15 protein-coding genes are annotated in these 23776 nt (G+C 59.9%); 12 read left to right on the top strand and 3 right to left on the bottom strand.

Annotation, left to right across the window (positions count from 1 at the left end; all coding sequences use genetic code 11):
• The first annotated feature begins 118 nt into the window (after window positions 1-118).
• The 6 genes from IM265_RS01690 (at window position 119) to IM265_RS01715 (ending at window position 11022) form a co-directional block, all read left to right on the top strand.
• Window positions 119-1366, top strand: coding sequence for a CmpA/NrtA family ABC transporter substrate-binding protein (locus IM265_RS01690; RefSeq protein WP_193030817.1), 1248 nt, complete (start codon window positions 119-121; stop codon window positions 1364-1366).
• Window positions 1367-1368: 2 nt separating this feature from the next.
• A complete protein-coding gene (ntrB, locus tag IM265_RS01695; RefSeq protein ID WP_193030815.1) occupies window positions 1369-2247 on the top strand; it encodes a nitrate ABC transporter permease in 879 nt (292 codons plus the stop codon).
• 9 nt (window positions 2248-2256) lie between these two features.
• On the top strand, window positions 2257-3045 hold the full coding sequence (locus tag IM265_RS01700) for an ABC transporter ATP-binding protein (RefSeq protein WP_045630583.1): 789 nt from the start codon (window positions 2257-2259) through the stop codon (window positions 3043-3045).
• Between the two features lie 13 nt (window positions 3046-3058).
• Window positions 3059-7045, top strand: coding sequence for a nitrite reductase large subunit NirB (gene nirB, locus IM265_RS01705; protein ID WP_193030812.1), 3987 nt, complete (start codon window positions 3059-3061; stop codon window positions 7043-7045).
• On the top strand, window positions 7042-9540 hold the full coding sequence (locus IM265_RS01710) for a nitrate reductase (RefSeq protein ID WP_193030810.1): 2499 nt from the start codon (window positions 7042-7044) through the stop codon (window positions 9538-9540). The genes nirB and IM265_RS01710 overlap by 4 nt, the downstream gene beginning before the upstream one ends.
• A gap of 75 nt (window positions 9541-9615) precedes the next feature.
• Window positions 9616-11022: a YchO/YchP family invasin gene (locus tag IM265_RS01715; RefSeq protein ID WP_193030808.1), complete on the top strand. Its 1407-nt coding sequence runs from the start codon at window positions 9616-9618 to the stop codon at window positions 11020-11022.
• Between the two features lie 3 nt (window positions 11023-11025).
• Here IM265_RS01715 and narL read toward each other — a convergent pair whose 3' ends face one another.
• Both narL and narX read right to left on the bottom strand, forming a co-directional pair.
• Window positions 11026-11676, bottom strand: a complete 651-nt coding sequence (gene narL, locus IM265_RS01720; RefSeq protein ID WP_003856701.1) for a two-component system response regulator NarL — start codon at window positions 11674-11676, stop codon at window positions 11026-11028.
• Window positions 11669-13465, bottom strand: coding sequence for a nitrate/nitrite two-component system sensor histidine kinase NarX (narX, locus tag IM265_RS01725; protein ID WP_193030806.1), 1797 nt, complete (start codon window positions 13463-13465; stop codon window positions 11669-11671). The genes narL and narX overlap by 8 nt, the downstream gene beginning before the upstream one ends.
• A gap of 309 nt (window positions 13466-13774) precedes the next feature.
• On the opposite strand from narX, the gene IM265_RS01730 reads away from it, so the two are divergent.
• The 5 genes from IM265_RS01730 to narI all read left to right on the top strand — a co-directional run bounded on the left by IM265_RS01730 (window position 13775) and on the right by narI (window position 22214).
• Entirely contained in the window at window positions 13775-15172 is a 1398-nt protein-coding gene (locus IM265_RS01730; protein ID WP_047364940.1) for a NarK family nitrate/nitrite MFS transporter, read from the top strand.
• A 382-nt stretch (window positions 15173-15554) separates the two neighbouring features.
• On the top strand, window positions 15555-19298 hold the full coding sequence (locus tag IM265_RS01735; protein ID WP_028013445.1) for a nitrate reductase subunit alpha: 3744 nt from the start codon (window positions 15555-15557) through the stop codon (window positions 19296-19298).
• Window positions 19295-20830 (top strand): nitrate reductase subunit beta, encoded by a 1536-nt coding sequence (gene narH / locus IM265_RS01740; protein ID WP_028013444.1) that lies wholly within the window; start codon window positions 19295-19297, stop codon window positions 20828-20830. Before IM265_RS01735 ends, narH begins: the two co-directional genes overlap by 4 nt.
• Complete coding sequence (gene narJ / locus IM265_RS01745) at window positions 20827-21537, top strand: nitrate reductase molybdenum cofactor assembly chaperone (RefSeq protein WP_063866535.1); 711 nt, start codon at window positions 20827-20829, stop codon at window positions 21535-21537. The genes narH and narJ overlap by 4 nt, the downstream gene beginning before the upstream one ends.
• Complete coding sequence (gene narI / locus IM265_RS01750) at window positions 21537-22214, top strand: respiratory nitrate reductase subunit gamma (protein ID WP_021240339.1); 678 nt, start codon at window positions 21537-21539, stop codon at window positions 22212-22214. Before narJ ends, narI begins: the two co-directional genes overlap by 1 nt.
• On the opposite strand, the gene IM265_RS01755 is transcribed toward narI, so the two are convergent.
• Entirely contained in the window at window positions 22211-23107 is an 897-nt protein-coding gene (locus IM265_RS01755) for a DMT family transporter (RefSeq protein WP_193030847.1), read from the bottom strand. The two genes, narI and IM265_RS01755, sit on opposite strands and share 4 nt — an antisense overlap.
• Before the next feature lie 107 nt (window positions 23108-23214).
• Between IM265_RS01755 and IM265_RS01760 the strand changes: the two genes are divergently transcribed.
• Window positions 23215-23658 carry an Lrp/AsnC family transcriptional regulator gene (locus IM265_RS01760; protein ID WP_041909598.1) on the top strand — a complete coding sequence of 148 codons (444 nt, stop codon included), beginning with the start codon at window positions 23215-23217 and terminating at the stop codon, window positions 23656-23658.
• Window positions 23659-23776 lie beyond the last annotated feature (118 nt).

Raw genomic sequence — 23776 nt, forward strand, 5'->3', positions numbered from 1 at the left:
TTTAATTAACCATTTTTGACGGTGCGCCAACGGCGGTGCATTTGTCTTCGGGATAAAGGCGTCCAGCGGTGCTTCGGCACGGCGGGCGCTTTTTTTTGGCTTTTTTTCGGGAGCGGTTATGGCGGATTTGTCGAGACGGCGATTTTTGCAGGCCAGCATGCTGGCGAGTGGCGCAGCGCTGTTACCGGGTGTTATGCAGGCTGCCTGGGCGGCTGGCTCAGATAAACCGGAACAGGAGACGGTGCGCGTCGGGTTTATCCCGTTGACCGACTGCGCGCCGGTGGTTATCGCAGCGTTAAAAGGCTTTGATAAAAAATACGGTATCACCATCGTTCCCACCAAAGAGGCGAGCTGGGCGGCGGTGCGCGACAAGCTGGTGGCGGGAGAACTGGACGCCGCACACATTCTTTACGGTCTGCTGTACGGGCTGGAGCTGGGCATCGCCGGCAAGCCGCAGCAGATGGCGAACCTGATGACGCTCAATCAGAACGGCCAGGCCATCACGCTTTCAAGCGATCTGGCGGAGAAGGGCGTTCGCGATCTCGACGGGCTGAAAACGCTGATCGGGCAGCAGGCGCCGGGAACCTACACCTTCGCGCACACCTTCCCGACCGGGACGCATGCCATGTGGCTTTACTACTGGCTGGCCAGCGCGGGCATTAACCCCTTTGACGACGTGCGCACGGTGGTGGTGCCGCCACCGCAGATGGTGATGAACATGCGCATCGGCAACATGGTGGGCTTCTGCGTCGGCGAGCCGTGGAACGCGCGGGCGATTAACGACCGGATCGGCTTTACCGCCGCCACGTCGCAGTCCATCTGGGCCGATCATCCGGAAAAGATCCTCGGCACGCGACGCGACTGGGTGGAGAAAAACCCGCATACCGCCCGGGCGCTGGTGAGCGCGGTGCTGGAGGCCGCGCGCTGGATCGAGGCGTCCCCGGAAAACAAACGAGAAACCGCGCAGATCCTCTCCCGCCGGGCGTGGCTCAACTGCAAAGAACAGTATCTCATCGGGCGCATGCTCGGCGAGTACGACAACGGCCTGGGCCAGCGCTGGCAGGACGCGCACCCGATCCGCTTCTTCAACGAGGGGGCTGTGAGCTACCCGTATCTCTCCGACGGCATGTGGTTCTTAACCCAGTTCCGCCGCTGGGGCTTGCTCAAAGCCGCGCCGGACTACGCGGGCATCGCGCAGCGCATCAACCAGACCGCGGTCTGGCAGGATGCCGCCACCGCCGTCGGCGGCATGTCCACGCCGTCATCACCGTACCGCAGCAGCACGCTGATGGACGGCACCGTCTGGAACGGCACCGATCCGGAAGGGTACGCCAGCCGTTTCGCCATTCACCGTAAAGGGGCCTGATTATGCCGCATCTGCAAAACACGAAACCACAAGAGACGCCAGAGAGCGGGGAAGTGATTGTCCTGCCTCCGGTACAGGTTCGCCGCCGCCCGCCCGCGTTAGCGCGCCGGATGAACGACTTTTTCCAGCGCGTTATCCCGGCGCTGCTCGGCCTTGGGCTGCTGGTGGTGCTCTGGCAGCTGGCGGCGATAAACAGCAAAGGCTTCCCGACGCCGCTCAGCACGCTTGATTCCGCCATTACCCTCTTTGCCGACCCGTTTTATCGCGACGGGCCTAACGATATGGGCATTGGCTGGAACGTGCTTGCTTCACTGCAGCGCGTCGCCATCGGTTTTGGCCTGGCAGCGCTGGCGGGTATTCCGCTGGGCTTTTTGATTGGCCGCTTCACCTTTTTCTCGCGCATGTTCAATCCGCTGATTGCGCTTCTGCGCCCGGTCAGCCCGCTGGCCTGGCTGCCCATCGGCCTGCTGCTGTTCCAGAAAGCGGAGCCCGCGTCGAGCTGGACCATTTTCATCTGCTCTATCTGGCCGATGGTGATCAACACCGCCGAAGGCGTGCGCCGCATTCCGCAGGACTACCTCAACGTCGCCCGCGTATTGCAGCTTTCCGAGTGGACGATCATGCGCCGCGTACTCTTCCCGGCTGTGCTACCCGCTGTACTGACCGGGGTGCGCCTCTCCATCGGCATCGCCTGGCTGGTGATTGTCGCCGCCGAGATGCTCACCGGGGGGCTGGGTATCGGCTTCTGGATCTGGAACGAGTGGAACAACCTCAACGTCGAAAACATTCTGATCGCCATCGTCATCATCGGCGTGGTCGGGTTGCTGCTGGAGCAGGGGCTGATGCTGATCGCCCGTCGCTTTAGCTGGCAGGAAAAATAAGGAGCGAACATGAAACCATTAATTCAGGTCCAGGCCGTGAGCCAGCGTTTTTCCACCGCCAGCGGCGAGTTTCTGGCGCTGCAGAACGTCTCTTTTGATATCCACGAGGGCGAAACCGTGAGTCTTATCGGCCACTCCGGCTGCGGTAAGTCGACGCTGCTTAACCTTATCGCCGGGATCGCGCTGCCGACGGAAGGCGGGCTGATTTGCGACAACCGCGAAATCGCCGGGCCGGGGCCCGAGCGCGCGGTGGTGTTCCAGAACCATTCGCTGCTGCCGTGGCTGACCTGCTTCGACAACGTGGCGCTGGCGGTGGATCAGGTGTTCCGTCACACCATGAGCAAGGCCGAGCGCAAAGAGTGGATCGAGCACAACCTCGACCGCGTGCAGATGGGACACGCGCTGCACAAGCGTCCGGGGGAAATCTCCGGCGGCATGAAGCAGCGCGTCGGGATTGCCCGCGCGCTGGCGATGAAGCCGAAAGTATTGCTGATGGATGAGCCGTTCGGCGCGCTGGATGCGCTGACGCGCGCCCATCTGCAGGACTCGGTGATGCAGATCCAGCAGGCGCTGAACACCACCATCGTGCTCATTACCCACGACGTGGACGAGGCGGTGCTGCTCTCCGATCGCGTGCTGATGATGACCAACGGCCCGGCGGCCACCGTCGGGGAGATCCTCCGCGTTGACCTGCCGCGCCCGCGCAACCGGGTGCAGCTGGCGGACGACAGCCGCTATCACCACATGCGCCAGCAGATCCTCCATTTCCTCTACGAAAAACAGCCGAAAGCGGCGTAACGAGGGGGCGTTGATGCGACTGGTCATTATCGGGAATGGCATGGCGGCAACCCGGCTGATTGCTTCGCTCACCGGGCGAGCTTCCGGTCGGTTCGCTATCACCGTCATCGGTGACGAGCCGGAGCATGCCTATAACCGCATCCAGCTTTCGCCGGTGCTGGGGGGTGAAAAAACGGCTGCGGGCATCTGCCTTCAGGATGACCAATGGTACCGGGAGCGCGGCGTGACGGTGCTGCGGGGCGAAAAGGCACTCGCCGTGAACGTGGACGCGCGGGAAGTGCAAACCACCGCCCGCACGCTGGGCTGGGATGCGCTGGTATTTGCCACCGGGTCAATGCCGTTTGTGCCGCCGATTCTTGGGGGCGATGCGCCGCACGTCTTCACGTTCCGTACCCTGGAGGATACCCGCGCCATTCAGGCGATAGCCGGTCCGGCGGTGGTGCTGGGGGGCGGCGTGCTCGGCGTAGAGACGGCGGCAGCGCTGGCTCGTTCAGGTGACAACGTCACGCTCGTTCATCGCGGCCCGTGGCTGATGGAGCAGCAGCTGGACCAGCAGGCGGGGGTACTGCTTGAAGAGGCACTGGCGGCGCGGGGCGTGCGCTCTGAACTCGCCACCGGCATCGCGGCGATTAACGGGAATAGCGTGACGCTGCTCAACGGACGCCGCGTCGCCGCCGCGCGCGTGGTGCTGGCGACCGGCGTGCAGCCCAACGTCGCGCTGGCGCAGGCCAGCGGTGTTCGCTGCGCGCGCGGCATCGTGGTGGATAGCCAGATGCGGACCTCCGCACCGGACGTCTACGCCATTGGCGAGTGCTGCGAAATTGACGGCCAGACCTTTGGCCTGGTCGCCCCCTGTATGACGCAGGCGGATATTCTCGCCGCGCGGCTGGCGGGCGACACAGCCGCACCGTTTGCCCTCACCGACAACGGCGTGCGCCTCAAGGTGACGGGCGTGGAGCTGTTCAGCCTCGGGCGCGCGACGGTGCAGGAGGACGACGTGGTCTGGAGTTCCTGGGATCCGCTAACCCGTCACTATCGTCGGTTACTGATCCATCAGGGTGCGCTGGCTGGCGTGCTGCTGATGGGCGACTGCCGCAGCGCGGCAACATTTACCGATTTACTGGCAACGGCTGCGCCCGCACGCGCGGACTGGCTGTTCGATCGTTTCACTACGCAACCGCAGGTTGCAGGACAGAACGCTATGACAAAACCTACTCTGGTGGTGGTTGGGCACGGTATGGTCGGCCATCATTTTCTCGAAGACTGCGTTAACCGCAATCTGCATCAGCAGTATCAGATCGTTGTCTTTGGTGAGGAGCGCTATGCCGCCTATGACCGCGTGCATCTGTCGGAATACTTTGGCGGCCGAAGCGCGGCGTCGCTCTCGCTGGTGGAGGGGGAGTTCTTTGCCGATAACGGCATTGAGCTGCGCCTCTCGCAGCAGATCGTCGCTATCGATCGCGACGCGCGCGTGGTGCGTACCGCCAGCGGGCATGAGACCCACTGGGACAAGCTGGTGCTGGCGACCGGCTCATACCCGTTCGTACCGCCGGTACCGGGCAACGATCTGCCGGGCTGCTTTGTCTACCGCACCCTTGACGACCTGGACAACATAGCGGCCCACGCGGCGGGCTCGCGTCGTGGCGTGGTGATTGGCGGCGGCCTGCTCGGGCTGGAGGCGGCGAATGCCCTCAAGCAACTCGGGCTGGAAACGCACGTGGTGGAGTTTGCGCCCAATCTGATGGCGGTGCAGCTTGATAATGACGGTGCGGCGATGCTGCGCAGGAAAATCGAGGCGCTGGGCGTTGGCGTTCACACCAGTAAAGCCACCACGGAAATTGCTGCGACGGACGACGGGCTGGTGCTGCGCTTCGCAGACGGTGAACAGCTGGAAACGGACATGGTGGTCTTCTCTGCCGGTATTCGTCCTCAGGACGCGCTGGCGCGCAGCAGCGGGCTGGCTGTCGGCGAGCGCGGCGGGATCTGCATTGATGACGCCTGCCGGACCTCCGATTCGAACGTGCTTGCCATCGGTGAATGCGCCCTGTGGGAGGGGAAAATCTTTGGCCTTGTGGCGCCGGGCTACCAGATGGCGCGCGTGGCCGCCGCCGCGCTCGCGGGCGAAGATAAAACCTTCACCGGGGCAGATATGAGCACTAAGCTCAAGCTGCTCGGCGTGGACGTGGCGTCGTTTGGCGATGCTCATGGGCGCACGCCGGGGGCGCTAAGCTACCAGTGGACGCACGGCCCGCAGCAAATCTACAAGAAAATCGTGGTCAGCCACGACGGCCAAACGCTGCTCGGCGGCGTGCTGGTGGGCGATGCCAGCGAATACGCCACGCTGGTGCAGATGATGCTTAACGGCATCAGCCTGCCGAAAGAGCCGGAAACGCTGATACTACCCGCGTTGTCAGGCAGCGCGCCAAAAGCGCTGGGCGTGGCGGCGCTGCCGGAAAGCGCGCAGATCTGTTCGTGTCATAACGTCAGCAAAGGCGATATCTGCCGGGCGGTGAGCGCGGGCGCAGCGGATATCGGCGCCGTTAAGCAGTGCACCAAAGCGGCGACCGGCTGCGGGGGCTGCAGCGCGCTGGTGAAGCAGGTGATGGAGTTCCAGCTTGCCGAGCAGGGCGTGGAGGTGAAAAAGGACATCTGCGAACACTTCCCGTACTCGCGCCAGGAGATTTACCATCTGGTGCGCGTCAACCATATCCGAACCTTCGACCAGCTTATCAGCCGCTACGGTCAGGGGCACGGGTGCGAAATATGTAAGCCGCTGGTGGGGTCAGTGCTGGCCTCCTGCTGGAACGAATACCTGCTGAAGCCGGCGCATCTGCCATTGCAGGACACCAACGACCGCTACTTCGCCAATATTCAGAAGGACGGGACGTATTCCATCGTGCCGCGCATGCCCGCAGGAGAAGTGACCGCCGACGGGCTGATCGCCATCGGCCAGATTGCGAAACGCTACGGCCTGTACAGCAAAATCACCGGCGGGCAGCGTATCGACCTGTTTGGCGCCACCCTGGAACAGCTGCCGGAAATCTGGCAGGCGCTGGTGGAGGCCGGGTTTGAAACCGGGCACGCTTACGGGAAATCCCTGCGCACGGTGAAATCCTGCGTCGGGTCGACCTGGTGCCGCTACGGCGTACAGGATTCCACTGGTCTCGCGGTCAGACTGGAGCACCGCTACAAGGGCCTGCGCGCCCCGCACAAAATCAAAATGGCCGTTTCCGGCTGCACCCGCGAGTGCGCGGAGGCGCAGAGCAAGGACGTGGGGGTGATTGCCACGGACAAAGGCTGGAACCTCTATCTGTGCGGCAACGGCGGGATGAAGCCTCGCCATGCGGATCTCTTCGCCAGCGATCTGGATGACAAAACGCTGATCCGCACCGTCGACCGTTTCCTGATGTTCTACATCCGCACGGCGGATCGCCTGCAGCGCACCAGCACCTGGATGGACAACCTGGAGGGCGGCCTCGACTATCTGCGTGAGGTGATCCTCAACGACAGTCTCGGCATCGCCCACGAGCTGGAGCAGGAGATGGCCCGGGTAGTCGAGACGTACCAGTGCGAATGGCAAACCACGCTCAACGATCCTGACCGCCTGGCGCTGTTCCGCACCGCGGTGAACCTCCCTGTCGTGGAGGAAAGCAAGCGCTGGCAGGAAATTTGCGGCATCGACGATATACCGGAGCAGGCGGGCATCGGCGCGCATCTTGGGCGCAAACCGATCGCGCTGTTCCGCTTTGGTCAAACCGTTTATGCCCTCGACGATCGGGAGCCGGGCAGCCGCGCGAACGTGCTTTCGCGCGGCATCCTCGGCGATGCGGCGGGCGAGCCGGTCGTTGTCTCTCCGCTATACAAGCAGCGCATTCGCCTGCGCGACGGCTGTCAGGTGGAGAGCGGCGAACCCGCGGTGCGCGCCTGGCCGGTAAAAATTGAAAATGGCAAGGTGTGGGTTGGCAACGAAGAGCTGGTGATGCGTGCGGAGGCCTCATGACGGAAACCCGGACAACGTGCCCTTACTGCGGCGTGGGCTGCGGGGTGGTCGCCAGCGTAGAGGGCGAAAAGGTAAGCATCCGGGGAGATGAAACCCATCCTGCGAATTTTGGGCGACTGTGCGTGAAGGGATCGGCCCTGGGGGAGACAACGGGCTTGCAGGGGCGATTGCTGTACCCCGTTGTCGATGGACTTGAGGTGGACTGGTCCCAGGCGCTGAACGCGGCGGGCGAGCGACTGCGGGAGATCATCGACACATGGGGGCCACGGGCGGTGGCGTTTTATGCCTCCGGCCAGCTGTTAACCGAGGACTACTATGCCGCCAACAAGCTGATGAAAGGGTTTATCGGCGCGGCGAACATCGATACCAACTCCCGGCTCTGCATGTCCTCGGCGGTGGTGGGCTACAGGCGCGCCTTTGGCGAAGACGTGGTGCCGTGCAGCTACGAGGATGTGGAAAACAGCGATCTGGTGGTGCTGGCCGGCTCGAACGCGGCCTGGACGCATCCGGTGCTCTATCAGCGTCTGGTGCAGGCAAAGCACAACAACCCGCAGATGAAGGTGGTGGTGATTGACCCGCGTAAAACCGCTACCTGCGATATTGCCGACCTGCATCTGGCGCTTAAACCCGGCAGCGACGCCGGGCTGTTTGTGGGGTTGCTCAATCTGATCCAGGGCACCGATGAGTGGCCGATTGCCCGCGTGGCGGCGTTTTGCGACCTTCCGGCAGAGGATATTGGTACCTTTTACGACTGGTTTGTTACCGTGCCTCGCGCCATTACGCTCTACACCATGGGGATCAACCAGTCCTCCAGCGGCAGCGACAAGTGCAGCGCCATCATTAACGTGCATCTTGCCAGCGGGAAGTTCAACCGTCCGGGCTGCGGCCCGTTTTCGCTGACCGGACAGCCAAACGCCATGGGCGGCCGGGAAGTGGGCGGGCTGGCGAACCAGCTGGCGGCGCATATGAGCTTCGAGCCGGACGACCTTTCGCGGGTGGCGCGTTTCTGGGGAACGGAACGGCTGGCGCAGACGCCGGGGCTGATGGCGGTGGAACTGTTTGACGCCATCGCCCGCGGCGAGGTGAAGGCGGTGTGGATCATGGGCACCAATCCTGCCGTATCGCTGCCGGACAGCCACGCGGTGTGTCAGGCGCTGGCGGCCTGTCCGCTGGTGATTGTCTCTGAGGTGATGAAAGATACCGACACCAGCCGGTTCGCCCATATCCGTTTTCCGGCGCTGGGCTGGGGGGAGAAGGACGGCACGGTGACCAATTCCGAGCGGCGCATTTCGCGCCAGCGCGCGTTTCTGCCCGCGCCGGGTGAGGCGAAGCCGGACTGGTGGATCGTGGCTCAGATTGCAAAACGGCTGGGCTACGGCGAGGCCTTTGCCTGGCAACATCCGCAGGAGATTTTTTGCGAACATGCGGCGCTGACGGCGTTTGAAAATGACGGCGCGCGGGCGTTGAACCTTCAGGAACTGGCGGGGTTAACCCGTGAAGCGTGGGACACGCTTGAGCCGTACCAGTGGCCGACGGGGAATTTACCGCGCCGAAACGTAGTGCCTGTCGATCCGCTGCCGCACGGCGCGACGGCTACCGCGCTATATCCGGCGATCCTCAACACTGGCCGTATCCGCGACCAGTGGCATACCATGACCCGTACGGGATACGTGCCCCGGCTGATGCAGCATATTGCGGAGCCGTTTGTTGAGGTCTGCGCCGCAGACGCCATTCGGTTTTCACTGTGCGACGGCCAGCTGGCGCGGATCGGCTCGCCGCGCGGCGTGATGGTGGCCAGAGTACGAATCAACGACGGAATACGGGAAGGCGAAGCGTTTGCTCCTATGCACTGGAACGCTGAGTTTGCCCGCCAGGGAAAGGTTAACGCGCTGGTGGAAGTGCGCATCGATCCGGCTTCCGGGCAGCCGGAGAGTAAGCAAACCGCCGTCAGAATCATGCCCTGGCAGCCCGCCTGGCAGGGGGAGCTCTATGCCCGGGAATGGCCGGAAATCCCCTCTTCGGTTCACTGGTGGCGTAAAGCCTCGCGAATGACGATAGCGGGTGAAAAGCCGCTGCTGTCGTGGGTCATGGACTATGCCAGCGGCCGGGGCTGGCAGCTGCAGGTTGCGCAAACCGGGGAACGCAGCAGCGTGCTGGCCTGGCATAACGGCCATCTGATGCTGGGTTTTTGGGAAGGCACCGCCTTGCCCGATCTGGCGCACCCGGTGATAGAAGCCGCTTTTCAGTCACCACCCTCGACACCCGCTGAGCGCCATGCGCTGCTGAACGGGCAGGGCGTGGGGAAGGTTACAGATCCGGGGCGCATCATCTGCAGCTGTTTCAGCGTTGGAGAAAACGCGATACGGGAGGCGATTGCCGGAGGCTGCGGTTCCGTTACCGCGCTGGGGGCGACGCTACGGTGCGGCACGAACTGCGGTTCGTGCGTGCCTGAGCTCAAAACAATGTTTCAGGAAATTCCGGAAAATTCCCCGTAAAGCTGCAAAGAGGGAGAAATCACGTTAAGGTACTTGGTGTTCTTACGTAAGCACCGGGTAATTCTTACGACATTGATGACTGTTTCTCCCCCTTTCCGAACGCTGGTTTTACTCTCCCTTGTTACTGCCGGAGCCGTTCACGGTGCGCCGAATTCCTTTATCCAGCAGGCACAAAATCCCTTTGATAATAACGGGGATAATCTCCCCGATCTCGGTATGGCAGCCCCCACCGGGGAAGGGGAAAAGCATCTCGCCGAAATGGCGAAAGCCTTTGGTGAAGCCAGTATGACCGACAACGGCCTGACTACGGGCGAGCAGGCGCGGCAGTTTGCCTTTGGTCAGGTGCGCGACGCGGTGAGCGGCGAGGTGAACCAGCAGATTGAATCCTTGCTGTCGCCCTGGGGGAATGCCAGCGTCAATTTGCTGGTGGATAACGACGGGAAATTCAACGGCAGCAGCGGGAGCTGGTTTATTCCCTGGAACGATAACAACCGTTACCTGAGCTGGAGCCAGCTCGGCCTGACGCAGCAGACGGATGGCCTGGTCAGTAACGCCGGAATCGGGCAGCGCTGGGTGGCCGGAAAATGGCTGCTGGGCTACAACACCTTTTACGACAACCTGCTGGATGAGAACCTGCAGCGTGCCGGGCTGGGCGCGGAGGTATGGGGAGAAAATCTGCGCCTGTCGGCTAACTATTATCAGCCTTTTGCCGGCTGGCGCGACAGCTCTGACGTCCTGGAGCAGCGCATGGCGCGGGGATATGACGTGACCGCCAAAGCCTGGCTGCCGTGGTTTCATCACCTGAACACCAGCGTCAGCTTTGAGCAATATTTTGGCGACAACGTTGACCTCTTCAACAGCGGAACCGGGTATCACAACCCGGTGGCGGTCAATCTCGGGCTTAACTATACCCCCGTGCCGCTGGTGACGCTGACCGCCGGGCATAAGCAGGGCGAAAGCGGAGAGAGCCAGAATAACCTCGGGCTGAAGCTCAACTATCGCTTCGGCGTGCCGCTGGTTAAGCAGCTCTCCGCCGGAGAGGTCGCGGCCACGCGATCCCTGCGCGGAAGCCGCTATGACTCGCCGGAGCGTAACAGCCTGCCGGTGATGGAGTTCCGCCAGCGTAAAACGCTCTCCGTCTGGCTGGCAACCCCGCCGTGGGATCTCAAAGGAGGCGAAACCGTCATGCTGAAGCTGCAGGTTCGCAGCACTCACGGTATTCGTCAGATCCACTGGCAGGGTGATACCCAGGCATTGAGCCTGACGTCCCCGGGGAAAAGTGACAGCACCGACGGCTGGAGCGTGATCATGCCTGCCTGGAATGACGCTGAAGGGGCGACAAACCGCTGGCATCTCTCGGCGGTAGTGGAAGATGCGAAGGGCCAGCGCGTCTCATCCAATGAGATCACGCTCGCTGTGGTGCAGCCGCTGGTCGCATTACCTGACGACGACCCGCGCTGGAAGCTGCTGCCGGATGAGTAATGCTTAAAAAATACGCTCCTGATGGACCCACACCGCGGCTTCAACGCGGGATTTTAGCTTCATTTTCTTGAGCATATGCTTCACGTGCACTTTAACCGTGCTTTCGGTGATATCCAGGCGGCGGGCGATCATTTTGTTCGGCAGGCCCTGGGCAATCAGCTTCAGAATATCGCGTTCGCGCGGCGTTAACTGGCTGACGTCGCGGTCAGAGGTGGCGCGGTTCGCCCGCAGGCTGGCGGCCAGCACCGGCGTCAGGGCCTCGCTCAGCACCATCTCGCCTGCGGCGGCCTGCTGCAGCGCCTTGAGCAGGTCTTCCGGCTCCATATCCTTCAGCAGATAGCCATCCGCGCCGCGCTTCAGCGCCGTGACCACATCCTCTTCGTGGTTGGAGACGCTAAAGACCACCACGCGACCGGAAAGGGATTTCTCGCGCAACTTGTCGAGGGTTTCCAGACCGTTCATGCCGGGCATGTTGAGATCGAGCAGGATCAGATCCGGATCGAGGGATTCGGCCAGCTCAATACCCTGTTCACCGTTGCTGGCTTCGCCAACCACGGTAATGTCGGGTGCCATGCTGACCAGCTGTTTTACGCCAGTACGCAGCATCGGATGGTCGTCGATCAACAGGATGGATGCCGGTTCCTGATTAGTCATGGGTTTCTCCTTGAGCAGTTGTAAGCGGTTTTTCGGGAATAAAGGTGACCACAACTTCCGTGCCACCCGTCTCTCTCCGTCGAACCTGGCAATCACCGCGCAGGCTTTGGGCGCGGTCTCGCATAATGATTAAACCATAGTGGTTAGTGCGTTCGGCATTTTCCGGCACGCCGCGACCGTTGTCGTGAACCGTCAGCCTGACCTGATTAGCGTGCTGGCTGACGGTAACCGTAACCGCCGTTGCTTCAGCGTGTTTGAGCACGTTGCTCAGCGCTTCGCGGGCGATCTGCAGCAGATGAATCGCCTGATGAGAAGGGACAAACCGCGGCGGCAGCTGGTAATCCAGCTTCACCGGGAAGCCAAGCCGGGCGCTAAATTCCTGGCAACTGGATTCCAGCGCCGGGCGCAGCCCCGGCTCGGTCAGCTGCAGGCGGAAGGTGGTCAGCAGCTCGCGCAGCTGTACCCAGGAGGTGTTCAGCTCGTTGCGGATCTGGCTCAGCAGCTGTTTGTTGCTTTCCGGCATTTCCGCGTCCTGCATCTGCAGGCAGCTCACCTGCATTTTCATACAGGAGAGCGACTGGGCGATAGAGTCGTGGAGCTCGCGGGCGATGGTCGCGCGCTCTTCCATGACGATCAGCTGCTGCTGTTTTTCCTGGTGCCTGTCGAGCGCCAGCGTGGCCGTTAGCTGTTCAACCAGGGTGTCCACCAGCTGCTGCTGGTCGTGGCTCAGATGACGTCCGGCTGGCAGGGTGGCCAGCAGAATACCGTACTGGGTGTGGCTGTCCGTCAGCCGCCACTTCAGGGTAGTGCCGCCAGAAGCCTGCAGCGGCAGGCCGCGCGGGCACAGGTGGCAGCCTTTATCATCGCAGGACATGTCGGACTGACAGGTAAACTCCTGATGATTATCTTCATCTTCCACATCGTAAACCCGCAGCTCCAGGTCATGCAGCAGAGTCAGATTTTGCAGGCCGTTCAGCACCGGCGAAAGGCGTTCACATAGCGGCACCTGCATGTGCAGCCGACGGTTGGCTTGCCACAGGAAGGAGAGGATCTCATTTTTCTGCTCCAGCCCGGCGGTTTTTTCCTGCACGCGCTGTTCCAGCACCGCGTAGCTTTCGGAGAGCTCCGCCGACATGGTGTTCAGCGCCTGGCCGAGCATGGCCATCTCGTTGCGGCCGCTGATGTGCGTGCGCTGGGTAAAATCTCTGTTCGTTACGGCGCGCGCCATCGCCAGCAGCTGTTTCCAGGGATTCAGCAGCCGCGCCCGGAGCCAGATAATGGTGAAGATCAGCAGCAGGCCCATAAACAGTGCCATGGCACGGTGTATCATTACCACCCGGTCGATGCGTAATTCGGTGGTTTGGTCGAAAGAGGAGACCAGCGCGTCAATGCGGGAGACGAAACCCGCTACGTCCTGCGCAACGGTTTCGGTGCTGCGCGCCTGTTTCAGACCGGGTTCCAGCTGGGTGTGCCAGTAGCCCTGCAGGGCTTTAAGCTGGGACTGCTGGCCGGCGCGGATGGCGGCGTTTTCCAGTTCGGGGCTGAAGGCCGTGCGCTCCATTTCATCAATTAAGGGCCGATCGTCCTGCGTCAGGGGGACCGACGCCAGCAGACGATAACTCTGCATGCGTAGAGAACCTGCCTCGTTGATGGCATGTGCATTACCCTGTACCCCTTGTACCAGCCAGCCGGAAATCGCCATGCCGGCCACGCCAAGGGCGGTAGACAGCAAAACAATCAGGGCTAGCTGATTGACGAGAGTCAGCGGTGATAAACATCTTTTTAACATAGAGTTGCCGGGCTCCTGACGTGGCCTGCTTGCAGGAATGGCGCTATTCTGGTGCATACCCTTGAGTATACCCATACCAATAAAGGATTACCCCTAAATTGCCAACGGAGTATAGGTGAAGAAGCGGTGGTAGCAAGGAACCTTCAGTGCAGTGAAAAACCACGTCTTTTTTACCGAATTATCCTACTCACTAAGGATAACCCCTTTTTTTGCGCCGCAAATCCCCGCACTTTTCCTTTGATTTATATCAACTTACCGCCGCCCTAAAACCCTAATGTTTGCAGCATCATTCGAGAATCAGAGGTGTCTATGAGTCACTCATCCGCTCCCGAAAGGGAAAATGGTGCCGTTATTACAGACTGGCGTCCAGAGGATCCGGCGTTCTGGCAACAGCGCGGCCATCGTGTAGCAAGCCGGAATCTGTGGATTTCCGTTCCGTGTCTGCTTTTAGCGTTTTGCGTATGGATGTTGTTTAGCGCGGTCGCGGTAAACCTGCCGAAAGTAGGGTTTACGTTCACGACCGATCAGCTGTTTATGCTTACCGCATTGCCGTCGCTGTCTGGCGCGCTGCTGCGTGTCCCTTACGCGTTTATGGTCCCGGTATTCGGAGGCCGTCGCTGGACGGCGTTCAGTACGGGCATCATGATCGTCCCTTGCGTGTGGCTAGGCTTCGCGGTGCAGGATACCTCCACGCCGTTCAGCGTGTTCGTGATTATCTCCCTGCTGTGCGGTTTCGCCGGCGCTAACTTCGCCTCCAGCATGGCGAACATCAGCTTCTTCTTCCCGAAAGCGAAACAGGGCGGCGCGCTGGGAATTAACGGCGGTCTGGGCAACATGGGCGTAAGCGTGATGCAGTTGATTGCGCCGCTGGCGATCTCTGTTTCTATTTTTGCCGCCTTCGGTGGCGGCGGCGTTGAGCAGGCGGATGGTTCTTCCCTCTACCTGCAGAACGCGGCCTGGATTTGGGTTCCGTTCCTGGTGGTGTTCACCCTCGCTGCGTGGTTCTTTATGAACGATCTGAGCGCGTCGAAAGCATCCCTGAGCGAGCAGCTTCCGGTGCTGAAACGTGGACACCTGTGGGTGATGGCGCTGCTGTATCTGGCTACCTTCGGTTCGTTTATCGGCTTCTCAGCGGGCTTTGCCATGCTGTCGAAAACCCAGTTCCCGGACGTGCAGATCCTGCAATTCGCCTTCTTCGGTCCGTTCATTGGCGCACTGGCGCGTTCGCTGGGCGGCATGATCTCCGACCGTCTGGGCGGGACTCGCGTTACGCTGGTGAACTTTATTGTGATGGCAGTCTTCTGCGCGCTGCTGTTCCTGACGCTGCCTTCTGACGGGCAGGGCGGTAACTTCTTTGCCTTCTTCGGCGTGTTTATGGTGCTGTTCCTGACGGCCGGGTTGGGGAGTGCTTCCACCTTCCAGATGATCTCCGTGATCTTCCGCAAGCTGACGATGGATCGCGTGAAAGCGCAGGGCGGAAGCGAAGAGCAGGCCATGCGTGAAGCGGCGACGGATACGGCTGCGGCCCTGGGCTTTATCTCGGCTATTGGCGCAATTGGCGGCTTCTTTATTCCGAAAGCGTTCGGCATCTCGCTTGACCTGACCGGCTCTCCGGCTGGCGCCATGAAAGTCTTCCTCGTCTTCTATATCGCCTGCGTCGTGATTACGTGGCTGGTATATGGCCGTAATACCAAGAAAAATAAGTAAGTGTGATTATCCGTTAACGCGGCCTTCGTGCCGCGTTTTTTTTCGACTGAATAATAGTTACAACATACTGAAAGCTTTTGCAGCAGTCATCTGCGGGTAACACTGTGATCGCCATCGCTTTGCAGGTATGTCTACCCCTTAATACCTGAGATGTTAAATTTTGCCGGGGTTATTGTACGATGAATAATAAATATCTTTATAAATCATTTATTTATTCGTTTTAAAAATATACCGCTTTGGTGGTATTTGGTCTAACCCCTCCTTTTACAGTCCCTCTTCGTCTTGATCGTTATCAATTCTCCCCCTCTTTCAGGGCGTTACCTTCGCTGCAAATCAGCAATGTCGATTTAGAGAGCCACAGGCTCCATACAGGAGATACCCGATGAGCAAATTTTTGGACCGGTTTCGCTACTTCAAACAGAAGGGTGAAACTTTTGCCGATGGGCACGGCCAGGTTCTGGATACCAACCGGGACTGGGAAGACGGTTACCGCCAGCGCTGGCAGCATGACAAAGTCGTCCGTTCTACCCACGGCGTAAACTGCACTGGCTCATGTAGCTGGAAGATTTTCGTTAAAAACGGTCTGGTGACCTGGGAAATGCAGCAGACCGACTATCCGCGCACCCGTCCGGATATGCCAAACCATGAACCGCGCGGCTGCCCGCGCGGGGCCAGCTACTCCTGGTATCTCTACAGCGCCAACCGTCTGAAATATCCGCTGATGCGCAAACGCCTGATGAAAATGTGGCGTGAAGCGAAAGTGCAGCACAGCGATCCGGTTGATGCGTGGGCCTCTATCATTGAAGATGCCGACAAAGCGAAAAGCTTCAAGCAGGCGCGCGGTCGCGGTGGTTTCGTTCGTTCTTCCTGGAAAGAGGTGAACGAGCTGATTGCCGCTTCCAACGTCTATACCGTAAAAACCTACGGTCCTGACCGCGTGGCGGGCTTCTCGCCAATCCCGGCGATGTCGATGGTCTCTTACGCTTCCGGCGCGCGCTACCTGTCGCTTATCGGCGGGACCTGCCTGAGCTTCTACGACTGGTATTGTGACCTGCCGCCTGCCTCTCCGCAGACCTGGGGTGAGCAGACCGACGTGCCGGAATCCGCCGACTGGTACAACTCCAGCTACATTATCGCCTGGGGCTCTAACGTGCCGCAGACCCGTACCCCGGACGCGCACTTCTTTACCGAAGTCCGCTACAAAGGGACCAAAACCGTTGCGGTCACCCCGGACTACGCGGAAATCGCCAAGCTGTGCGACCTGTGGCTGGCACCGAAACAGGGTACCGATGCCGCGATGGCGATGGCGATGGGCCACGTCATGCTGCGCGAATTCCACCTCGACAAACCGAGCCAGTACTTCACCGACTACGTGCGTCGCTACACCGACATGCCGATGCTGGTGATGCTGGAAGAGCGTGAGGGCTACTATGCCGCGGGCCGCACGCTGCGCGCCGCCGATCTGGTGGACGCGCTGGGCCAGGAAAACAACCCTGAGTGGAAAACCGTTGCCTATAACAGCAACGGCGAGCTGGTGGCGCCAAACGGTTCTATCGGCTTCCGCTGGGGCGAGAAGGGCAAGTGGAACCTTGAGCAGCGCAACAGCACCACCGGTGAAGAGACGGAGCTGCGCCTCAGCATGCTGGGCAGCCAGGACGAGATCGCCGAGGTTGGCTTCCCGTACTTTGGCGGTGAAGGTTCCGAGCACTTCAACAAGGTTGAACTGAAAAACGTGCTGATGCACAAGCTGCCGGTTAAGCGCCTGCAGCTGGCCGACGGTTCTACCGCGCTGGTCACCACCGTCTATGACCTGACAATGGCGAACTACGGCCTGGAGCGCGGTCTGAACGACGAAAACTGCGCAACCAGCTATGACGACGTGAAGGCCTACACCCCGGCCTGGGCGGAGCAGATCACCGGCGTACCGCGCGCGCAGATCGTTCGTATCGCCCGCGAGTTTGCGGAAAACGCCGACAAGACCCACGGTCGTTCGATGATCATTGTGGGTGCCGGTCTGAACCACTGGTATCACCTCGATATGAACTATCGCGGTCTGATCAACATGCTGATCTTCTGCGGCTGCGTCGGGCAGAGCGGCGGCGGCTGGGCGCACTACGTGGGCCAGGAAAAACTGCGTCCGCAGACCGGCTGGCAGCCGCTGGCGTTTGCCCTTGACTGGCAGCGTCCGGCACGTCACATGAACAGCACCTCCTACTTCTATAACCACTCCAGCCAGTGGCGCTACGAGACGGTTACCGCGCAGGAACTGCTGTCGCCGATGGCGGATAAATCCCGCTATAGCGGCCACCTGATTGATTTCAACGTCCGCGCTGAACGCATGGGCTGGCTGCCGTCTGCGCCGCAGCTGGGCACTAACCCGCTGCGCATTGCACAAGAGGCGAAGAAAGCGGGCATGTCGCCGGTGGATTACACCGTGAAATCGCTCAAGGAAGGCTCAATTCGTTTCGCGGCAGAACAGCCTGAGAACGGCAAAAACCATCCGCGCAACCTGTTCATCTGGCGCTCCAACCTGCTGGGCTCGTCCGGTAAAGGCCACGAGTACATGCTGAAATACCTGCTGGGCACCGAGAACGGTATTCAGGGTAAAGACCTCGGCAAGCAGGGCGGCGTGAAGCCAGAAGAAGTGGAGTGGAAAGACAACGGTCTGGACGGCAAACTGGATCTGGTGGTGACGCTGGACTTCCGTCTGTCCAGCACCTGCCTGTACTCCGATATCGTGCTGCCAACCGCCACCTGGTACGAAAAAGACGACATGAATACCTCGGATATGCATCCGTTTATTCATCCGCTGTCTGCCGCCGTTGACCCGGCGTGGGAATCGAAAAGCGACTGGGATATCTACAAAGACATCGCGAAGAAATTCTCCGAAGTCTGCGTAGGTCACCTGGGCAAAGAGACCGACGTGGTGACGCTGCCAATTCAGCACGACTCCGCTGCCGAACTGGCGCAGCCGCTTGACGTGAAGGACTGGAAAAAAGGCGAATGCGACCTGATCCCGGGCGTGACCGCGCCGCACATCATTCCGGTTGAACGTGATTACCCGGCAACTTACGAGCGCTTTACCTCCATCGGCCCGCTGATGGAGAAAATCGGTAACGGCGGCAAAGGCATCGCCTGGAACACCCAGAGCGAAATGGACCTGCTGCGCAAGCTCAATTACACCAAAGCAGACGGCCCGGCCAAAGGCCAGCCAATGCTCAACACGGCAATTGATGCGGCGGAGATGATCCTGACCCTGGCACCGGAAACCAACGGCCACGTGGCGGTGAAAGCGTGGGCGGCCCTGAGTGAATTTACCGGTCGCGACCACACGCATCTGGCGAAGAATAAAGAGGAAGAGAAAATCCGCTTCCGCGATATCCAGGCCCAGCCGCGCAAGATTATCTCCAGCCCGACCTGGTCAGGACTTGAAGATGAGCACGTGTCCTATAACGCTGGTTATACCAACGTTCACGAGCTGATCCCATGGCGCACGCTTTCTGGTCGTCAGTCACTGTATCAGGACCACCAGTGGATGCGCGACTTCGGTGAAAGCCTGCTGGTGTACCGTCCGCCAATCGACACCCGCTCCGTGAAAGCGGTGATGGGCGCGAAATCGAACGGTAACCCTGAGAAGGCGCTGAACTTCCTGACGCCGCACCAGAAGTGGGGTATCCACTCCACCTACAGCGACAACCTGCTGATGCTGACCCTGTCGCGCGGTGGTCCGATTGTCTGGATGAGCGAAGCGGACGCCAAAGATCTGGGTATCGAAGATAACGACTGGATTGAAGTGTTCAACAGCAACGGCGCCCTGACGGCGCGTGCGGTGGTGAGCCAGCGCGTGCCGGCCGGGATGACCATGATGTACCACGCGCAGGAACGTATCGTGAACCTGCCGGGTTCAGAGATCACCGAGCAGCGCGGCGGTATTCACAACTCCGTGACCCGTATTACGCCGAAGCCGACCCACATGATCGGTGGCTATGCGCAGCTGGCCTACGGCTTTAACTACTACGGCACCGTAGGATCGAACCGCGATGAGTTCGTGGTGGTACGTAAGATGAAGAATATTAACTGGTTAGACGGCGAAGGTAATGACCAGGTACAGGAGAGCGTAAAATGAAAATTCGTTCACAAGTCGGCATGGTGCTGAATCTGGATAAGTGCATCGGCTGCCACACCTGTTCAGTGACCTGTAAAAACGTCTGGACCAGCCGCGAAGGTATGGAGTACGCCTGGTTCAACAACGTGGAAAGTAAGCCGGGCACCGGTTTCCCGACCGACTGGGAAAACCAGGAGAAGTGGAAGGGCGGCTGGATCCGCAAAATCAACGGCAAGCTGCAGCCGCGCATGGGTAACCGCGCAATGCTGCTGGGTAAAATCTTCGCTAACCCGCACCTGCCGGGGATTGAGGATTATTACGAGCCGTTTGATTACGACTACCAGAACCTGCACAACGCGCCGGAAAGCAAACACCAGCCGATCGCCCGCCCTCGCTCGCTGATCACTGGTCAGCGCATGGACAAAATTACCAGCGGTCCAAACTGGGAAGAAATTCTGGGCGGCGAGTTCGAAAAGCGCGCCAAAGACCAGAACTTCGAGAACATGCAGAAGGCGATGTACGGCCAGTTCGAAAACACCTTCATGATGTATCTGCCGCGCCTGTGCGAACACTGCCTGAACCCGGCGTGCGTCGCGACCTGCCCGAGCGGTGCCATCTACAAGCGTGAAGAAGACGGCATCGTGCTGATCGACCAGGACAAGTGTCGCGGCTGGCGCATGTGCATCACCGGCTGTCCGTACAAAAAAATCTACTTCAACTGGAAGAGCGGTAAGTCTGAGAAGTGCATCTTCTGCTACCCGCGTATCGAAGCCGGTATGCCGACCGTCTGCTCCGAGAGCTGCGTAGGCCGTATTCGTTACCTCGGCGTGCTGCTGTACGACGCGGACGCGATTGAGAATGCCGCAAGCACCGAGAATGAGAAAGATCTCTATCAGCGTCAACTGGACGTCTTCCTCGATCCGAACGATCCGAAGGTGATTGAGCAGGCCCTGAAGGACGGTATTCCACAGAGCGTGATTGACGCCGCACAGCAGTCGCCGGTGTACAAAATGGCGATGGACTGGAAGCTGGCCCTGCCGCTGCACCCGGAATACCGCACCCTGCCGATGGTCTGGTACGTGCCGCCGCTGTCTCCGATTCAGTCTGCGGCGGACGCGGGCGAGCTGGGCAGCAATGGTATTCTGCCGGACGTGGAAAGCCTGCGTATCCCGGTTCAGTACCTGGCAAACCTGCTAACCGCCGGAGATACCCAGCCGGTGCTGCTGGCGCTGAAACGTATGCTGGCGATGCGTCACTTCAAACGTGCGGAAACCGTTGACGGCGTTAACGATACCCGCGCGCTGGAAGAGGTCGGCCTGACCGAAGCGCAGGCGCAGGAGATGTACCGCTATCTGGCAATCGCTAACTACGAAGATCGTTTCGTGGTGCCAAGCAGCCACCGCGAGCTGGCTCGCGAGGCCTTCCCGGAGAAAAGCGGGTGTGGCTTTACCTTTGGCGACGGTTGCCACGGGTCAGACAGTAAATTCAACCTGTTCAACAGCCGCCGCATCGACGCGATGGATGTGACCAGCAAAACGGAGCCGCACCAATGATCGAACTCGTCATTGTTTCGCGCCTGCTCGAGTACCCTGACGCTGCGCTTGCGCAGCATCAACAGGAACTCTTTGATGCACTCGCGTCATCTGAAAACCTGGATAAAGAGGATGCCCAGAAGCTGGGCGTTTTCCTCCGCGACCTGCTGGCGCGCGATCTTCTCGATGCGCAGGCGGACTACAGCCAGCTGTTTGACCGTGGTCGTGCGACGTCTCTGCTGCTGTTTGAACACGTTCACGGTGAATCCCGCGACCGTGGTCAGGCGATGGTGGATCTGATGGCCCAGTACGAACAGCACGGCCTGCAACTCGACAGCCGCGAGCTGCCGGATCACCTGCCGCTGTACCTGGAGTATCTGGCGCAGCTGCCGAAAGAAGAGGCGCTGGGTGGTCTGCAGGACATCGCTCCCATTCTGGCGCTGCTCGGCGCGCGTCTACAGCAGCGTGAGAGCCGCTATGCCGTACTGTTCGATCTGCTGGTGAAGCTGGCGAACGCCTCGGTCGACAGCGAAAAAGTGGCGGAGAAAATCGCGGATGAAGCTCGCGACGATACCCCACAAGCGCTGGACGCCGTCTGGGAAGAAGAGCAGGTGAAATTCTTTGCTGACCAGAACTGTGGCGAGTCTGAAATCTCTGCGCATCAGCGTCGTTTTGCCGGAGCGGTGGCTCCGCAATATTTGAATATCTCTAACGGAGGACAGCACTAATGCACTTCCTGAATATGTTCTTCTTTGACATTTACCCGTATATCGCGGGCACCGTGTTCCTGGTGGGAAGCTGGCTGCGCTATGACTACGGCCAGTACACCTGGCGTGCTGCCTCCAGCCAGATGCTGGATCGCAAAGGGATGCACGTCGCGTCTAACCTGTTCCACATCGGTATTTTGGGGATTTTTGCCGGTCACTTCCTTGGGATGCTGACGCCGCACTGGATGTACGAAGCGTGGCTGCCGATTGAAGTGAAGCAGAAGATGGCGATGATCGCCGGCGGTGCTTGCGGCGTGATGACCCTGGTGGGTGGCCTGCTGCTGCTGAAACGGCGTCTGTTCAGCCCGCGCGTGCGTGCCACCACCACTGCAGCGGACATCCTGATCCTCTCCCTGCTGATGGTGCAGTGCGCGCTGGGTCTGCTGACTATTCCATTCTCTGCGCAGCATATGGACGGCAGTGAAATGATGAAGCTGGTGGGGTGGGCGCAGTCCGTCGTGACCTTCCACGGCGGAGCGTCTGAGCACCTGGACGGCGTGGCGTTTATCTTCCGCGTTCACCTTGTGCTGGGGATGACGCTGTTTGTGCTGTTCCCGTTCTCCCGACTGGTGCATATCTGGAGCGCGCCGGTGGAGTACCTGACGCGCAAATACCAGATTGTGCGTGCCCGTCGCTAATTCAGCGTCTTGATACCAACCCCGCATTCGCGGGGTTTTTTTTCGCCCCAGTCCAGGTTGTTACCCGCTGCAGCAAACAGGATCAACGCGCCGCCCGCCAGCTGCGTCAGGTTCAGCGAGTGTCCGAACACCAGGTTATCGACAACGATCGCCACCACCGGATAGATAAACGACAGGGAGCCGGTAATGGGGGTAGGTAGCTTCTGAATCGCGCTGTAGAGCAGCTGGTACATAATGCCGGTATGGACGATGCCGAGCGTCAACAGGAGCGGCCAGGGAAAATCACCGGAAAATGACGGCCGGCTGGCAAACGGCAGAAGCATCACGACGCCAGTCAGCACCTGAATAAAGGCAATATGCTGCGGTGCGATTGTTTTCAGTTTGCGCGCAATGATTGCCGTCAGCGCGTAGAAGAAGGCCGCGGCCATTGCCAGACCGATACCCGCCAGCCATTCAGTGTCGTGGGTGCCGGTCAGCTCGCTGGAGAGCAGTATCACCACGCCGCCGAAGGCGAGGAACAGCCAGCCCCATTTCACCATGCTGACGCGCTCGCCTAAAAACATCCCCATCAGGACCAGCATAAACGGCTGAGTGTTATAGACCACGGTCGAAAGACCAATAGAGATCCGCTCATAGGCTGCGAAGAGCAGCAGCCAGTTCACCACTAATGCCACACCGCCGAGAATCGCCAGCAGCAGCGTGGTGCGGGTGAGGGGGCTAAAGGGCTTTTGACTTACCCGGATAAAAATGAAAAGCGCTATTGCCCCAATAAGGCAGCGCCAGAACACCACTTCCGTCACCGGCAGACCGCTGAGCAAAACAAACGCGCCGATAGAGCCGGAAATTAACATCGCCAGACTCATCTGCCAGACGCCTTTATGTAAATCACGCATCATTCACCTCCTGATTAATAACGCTATTGTCGAAAATCGCTGTTGGGTTTTACAGGGGTGAGATAAGGTTGAAGGTGTTAACTGCTTTTTTAAATTAGGTGAAACGAGTGGAATACCTTATTGATGATATCGATCGGCAAATTTTAGCCTGCCTGGTTGAGGATGCGCGCATGTCGTTGAAGGTGCTCAGCGGCCGCATTGGCCTGACCTCACCCAGCACGGCAGAGCGTCTGAAGCGGCTGGAAGAGCGTGGTGTGATTCAGGGGTATGGCGCACGTGTGAATCTCGCGGCGCTGGGGTATACGCTGCAGGCGCTGGTACGCGTGCGGCCTTTGCCGGGGCTGTTGCATAAGGTGGATAAATACATACAGGCGATGCCGGAGTGTATTGAGAGCGACAAAGTGACCGGGGAAGACTGCTTTGTGATTAGGCTGGTGGTGCGATCGATAGAACAACTGGATGCGCTGCTGGACGGGCTGGCGGAGCATGCCCAATGTAATACGTCGATTGTGAAAAGTTCGCCGGTGAAGCGTCGTTTGCCGCCAATGTAGTCGTCTGTCGCCGGGTGGCGGATGCGCCTTACCAGGCCTACAGAGGCGGATTCGGTTGAGTGTTTGGTTTTAATATGACTTGGGATTTTGCTGGAAGTGATGGTGGTGGGGGAAGGAT

Origin of the sequence: Enterobacter cloacae complex sp. P17RS, from assembly GCF_014895885.1 — a bacterium.
GTDB lineage: Bacteria > Pseudomonadota > Gammaproteobacteria > Enterobacterales > Enterobacteriaceae > Enterobacter > Enterobacter bugandensis.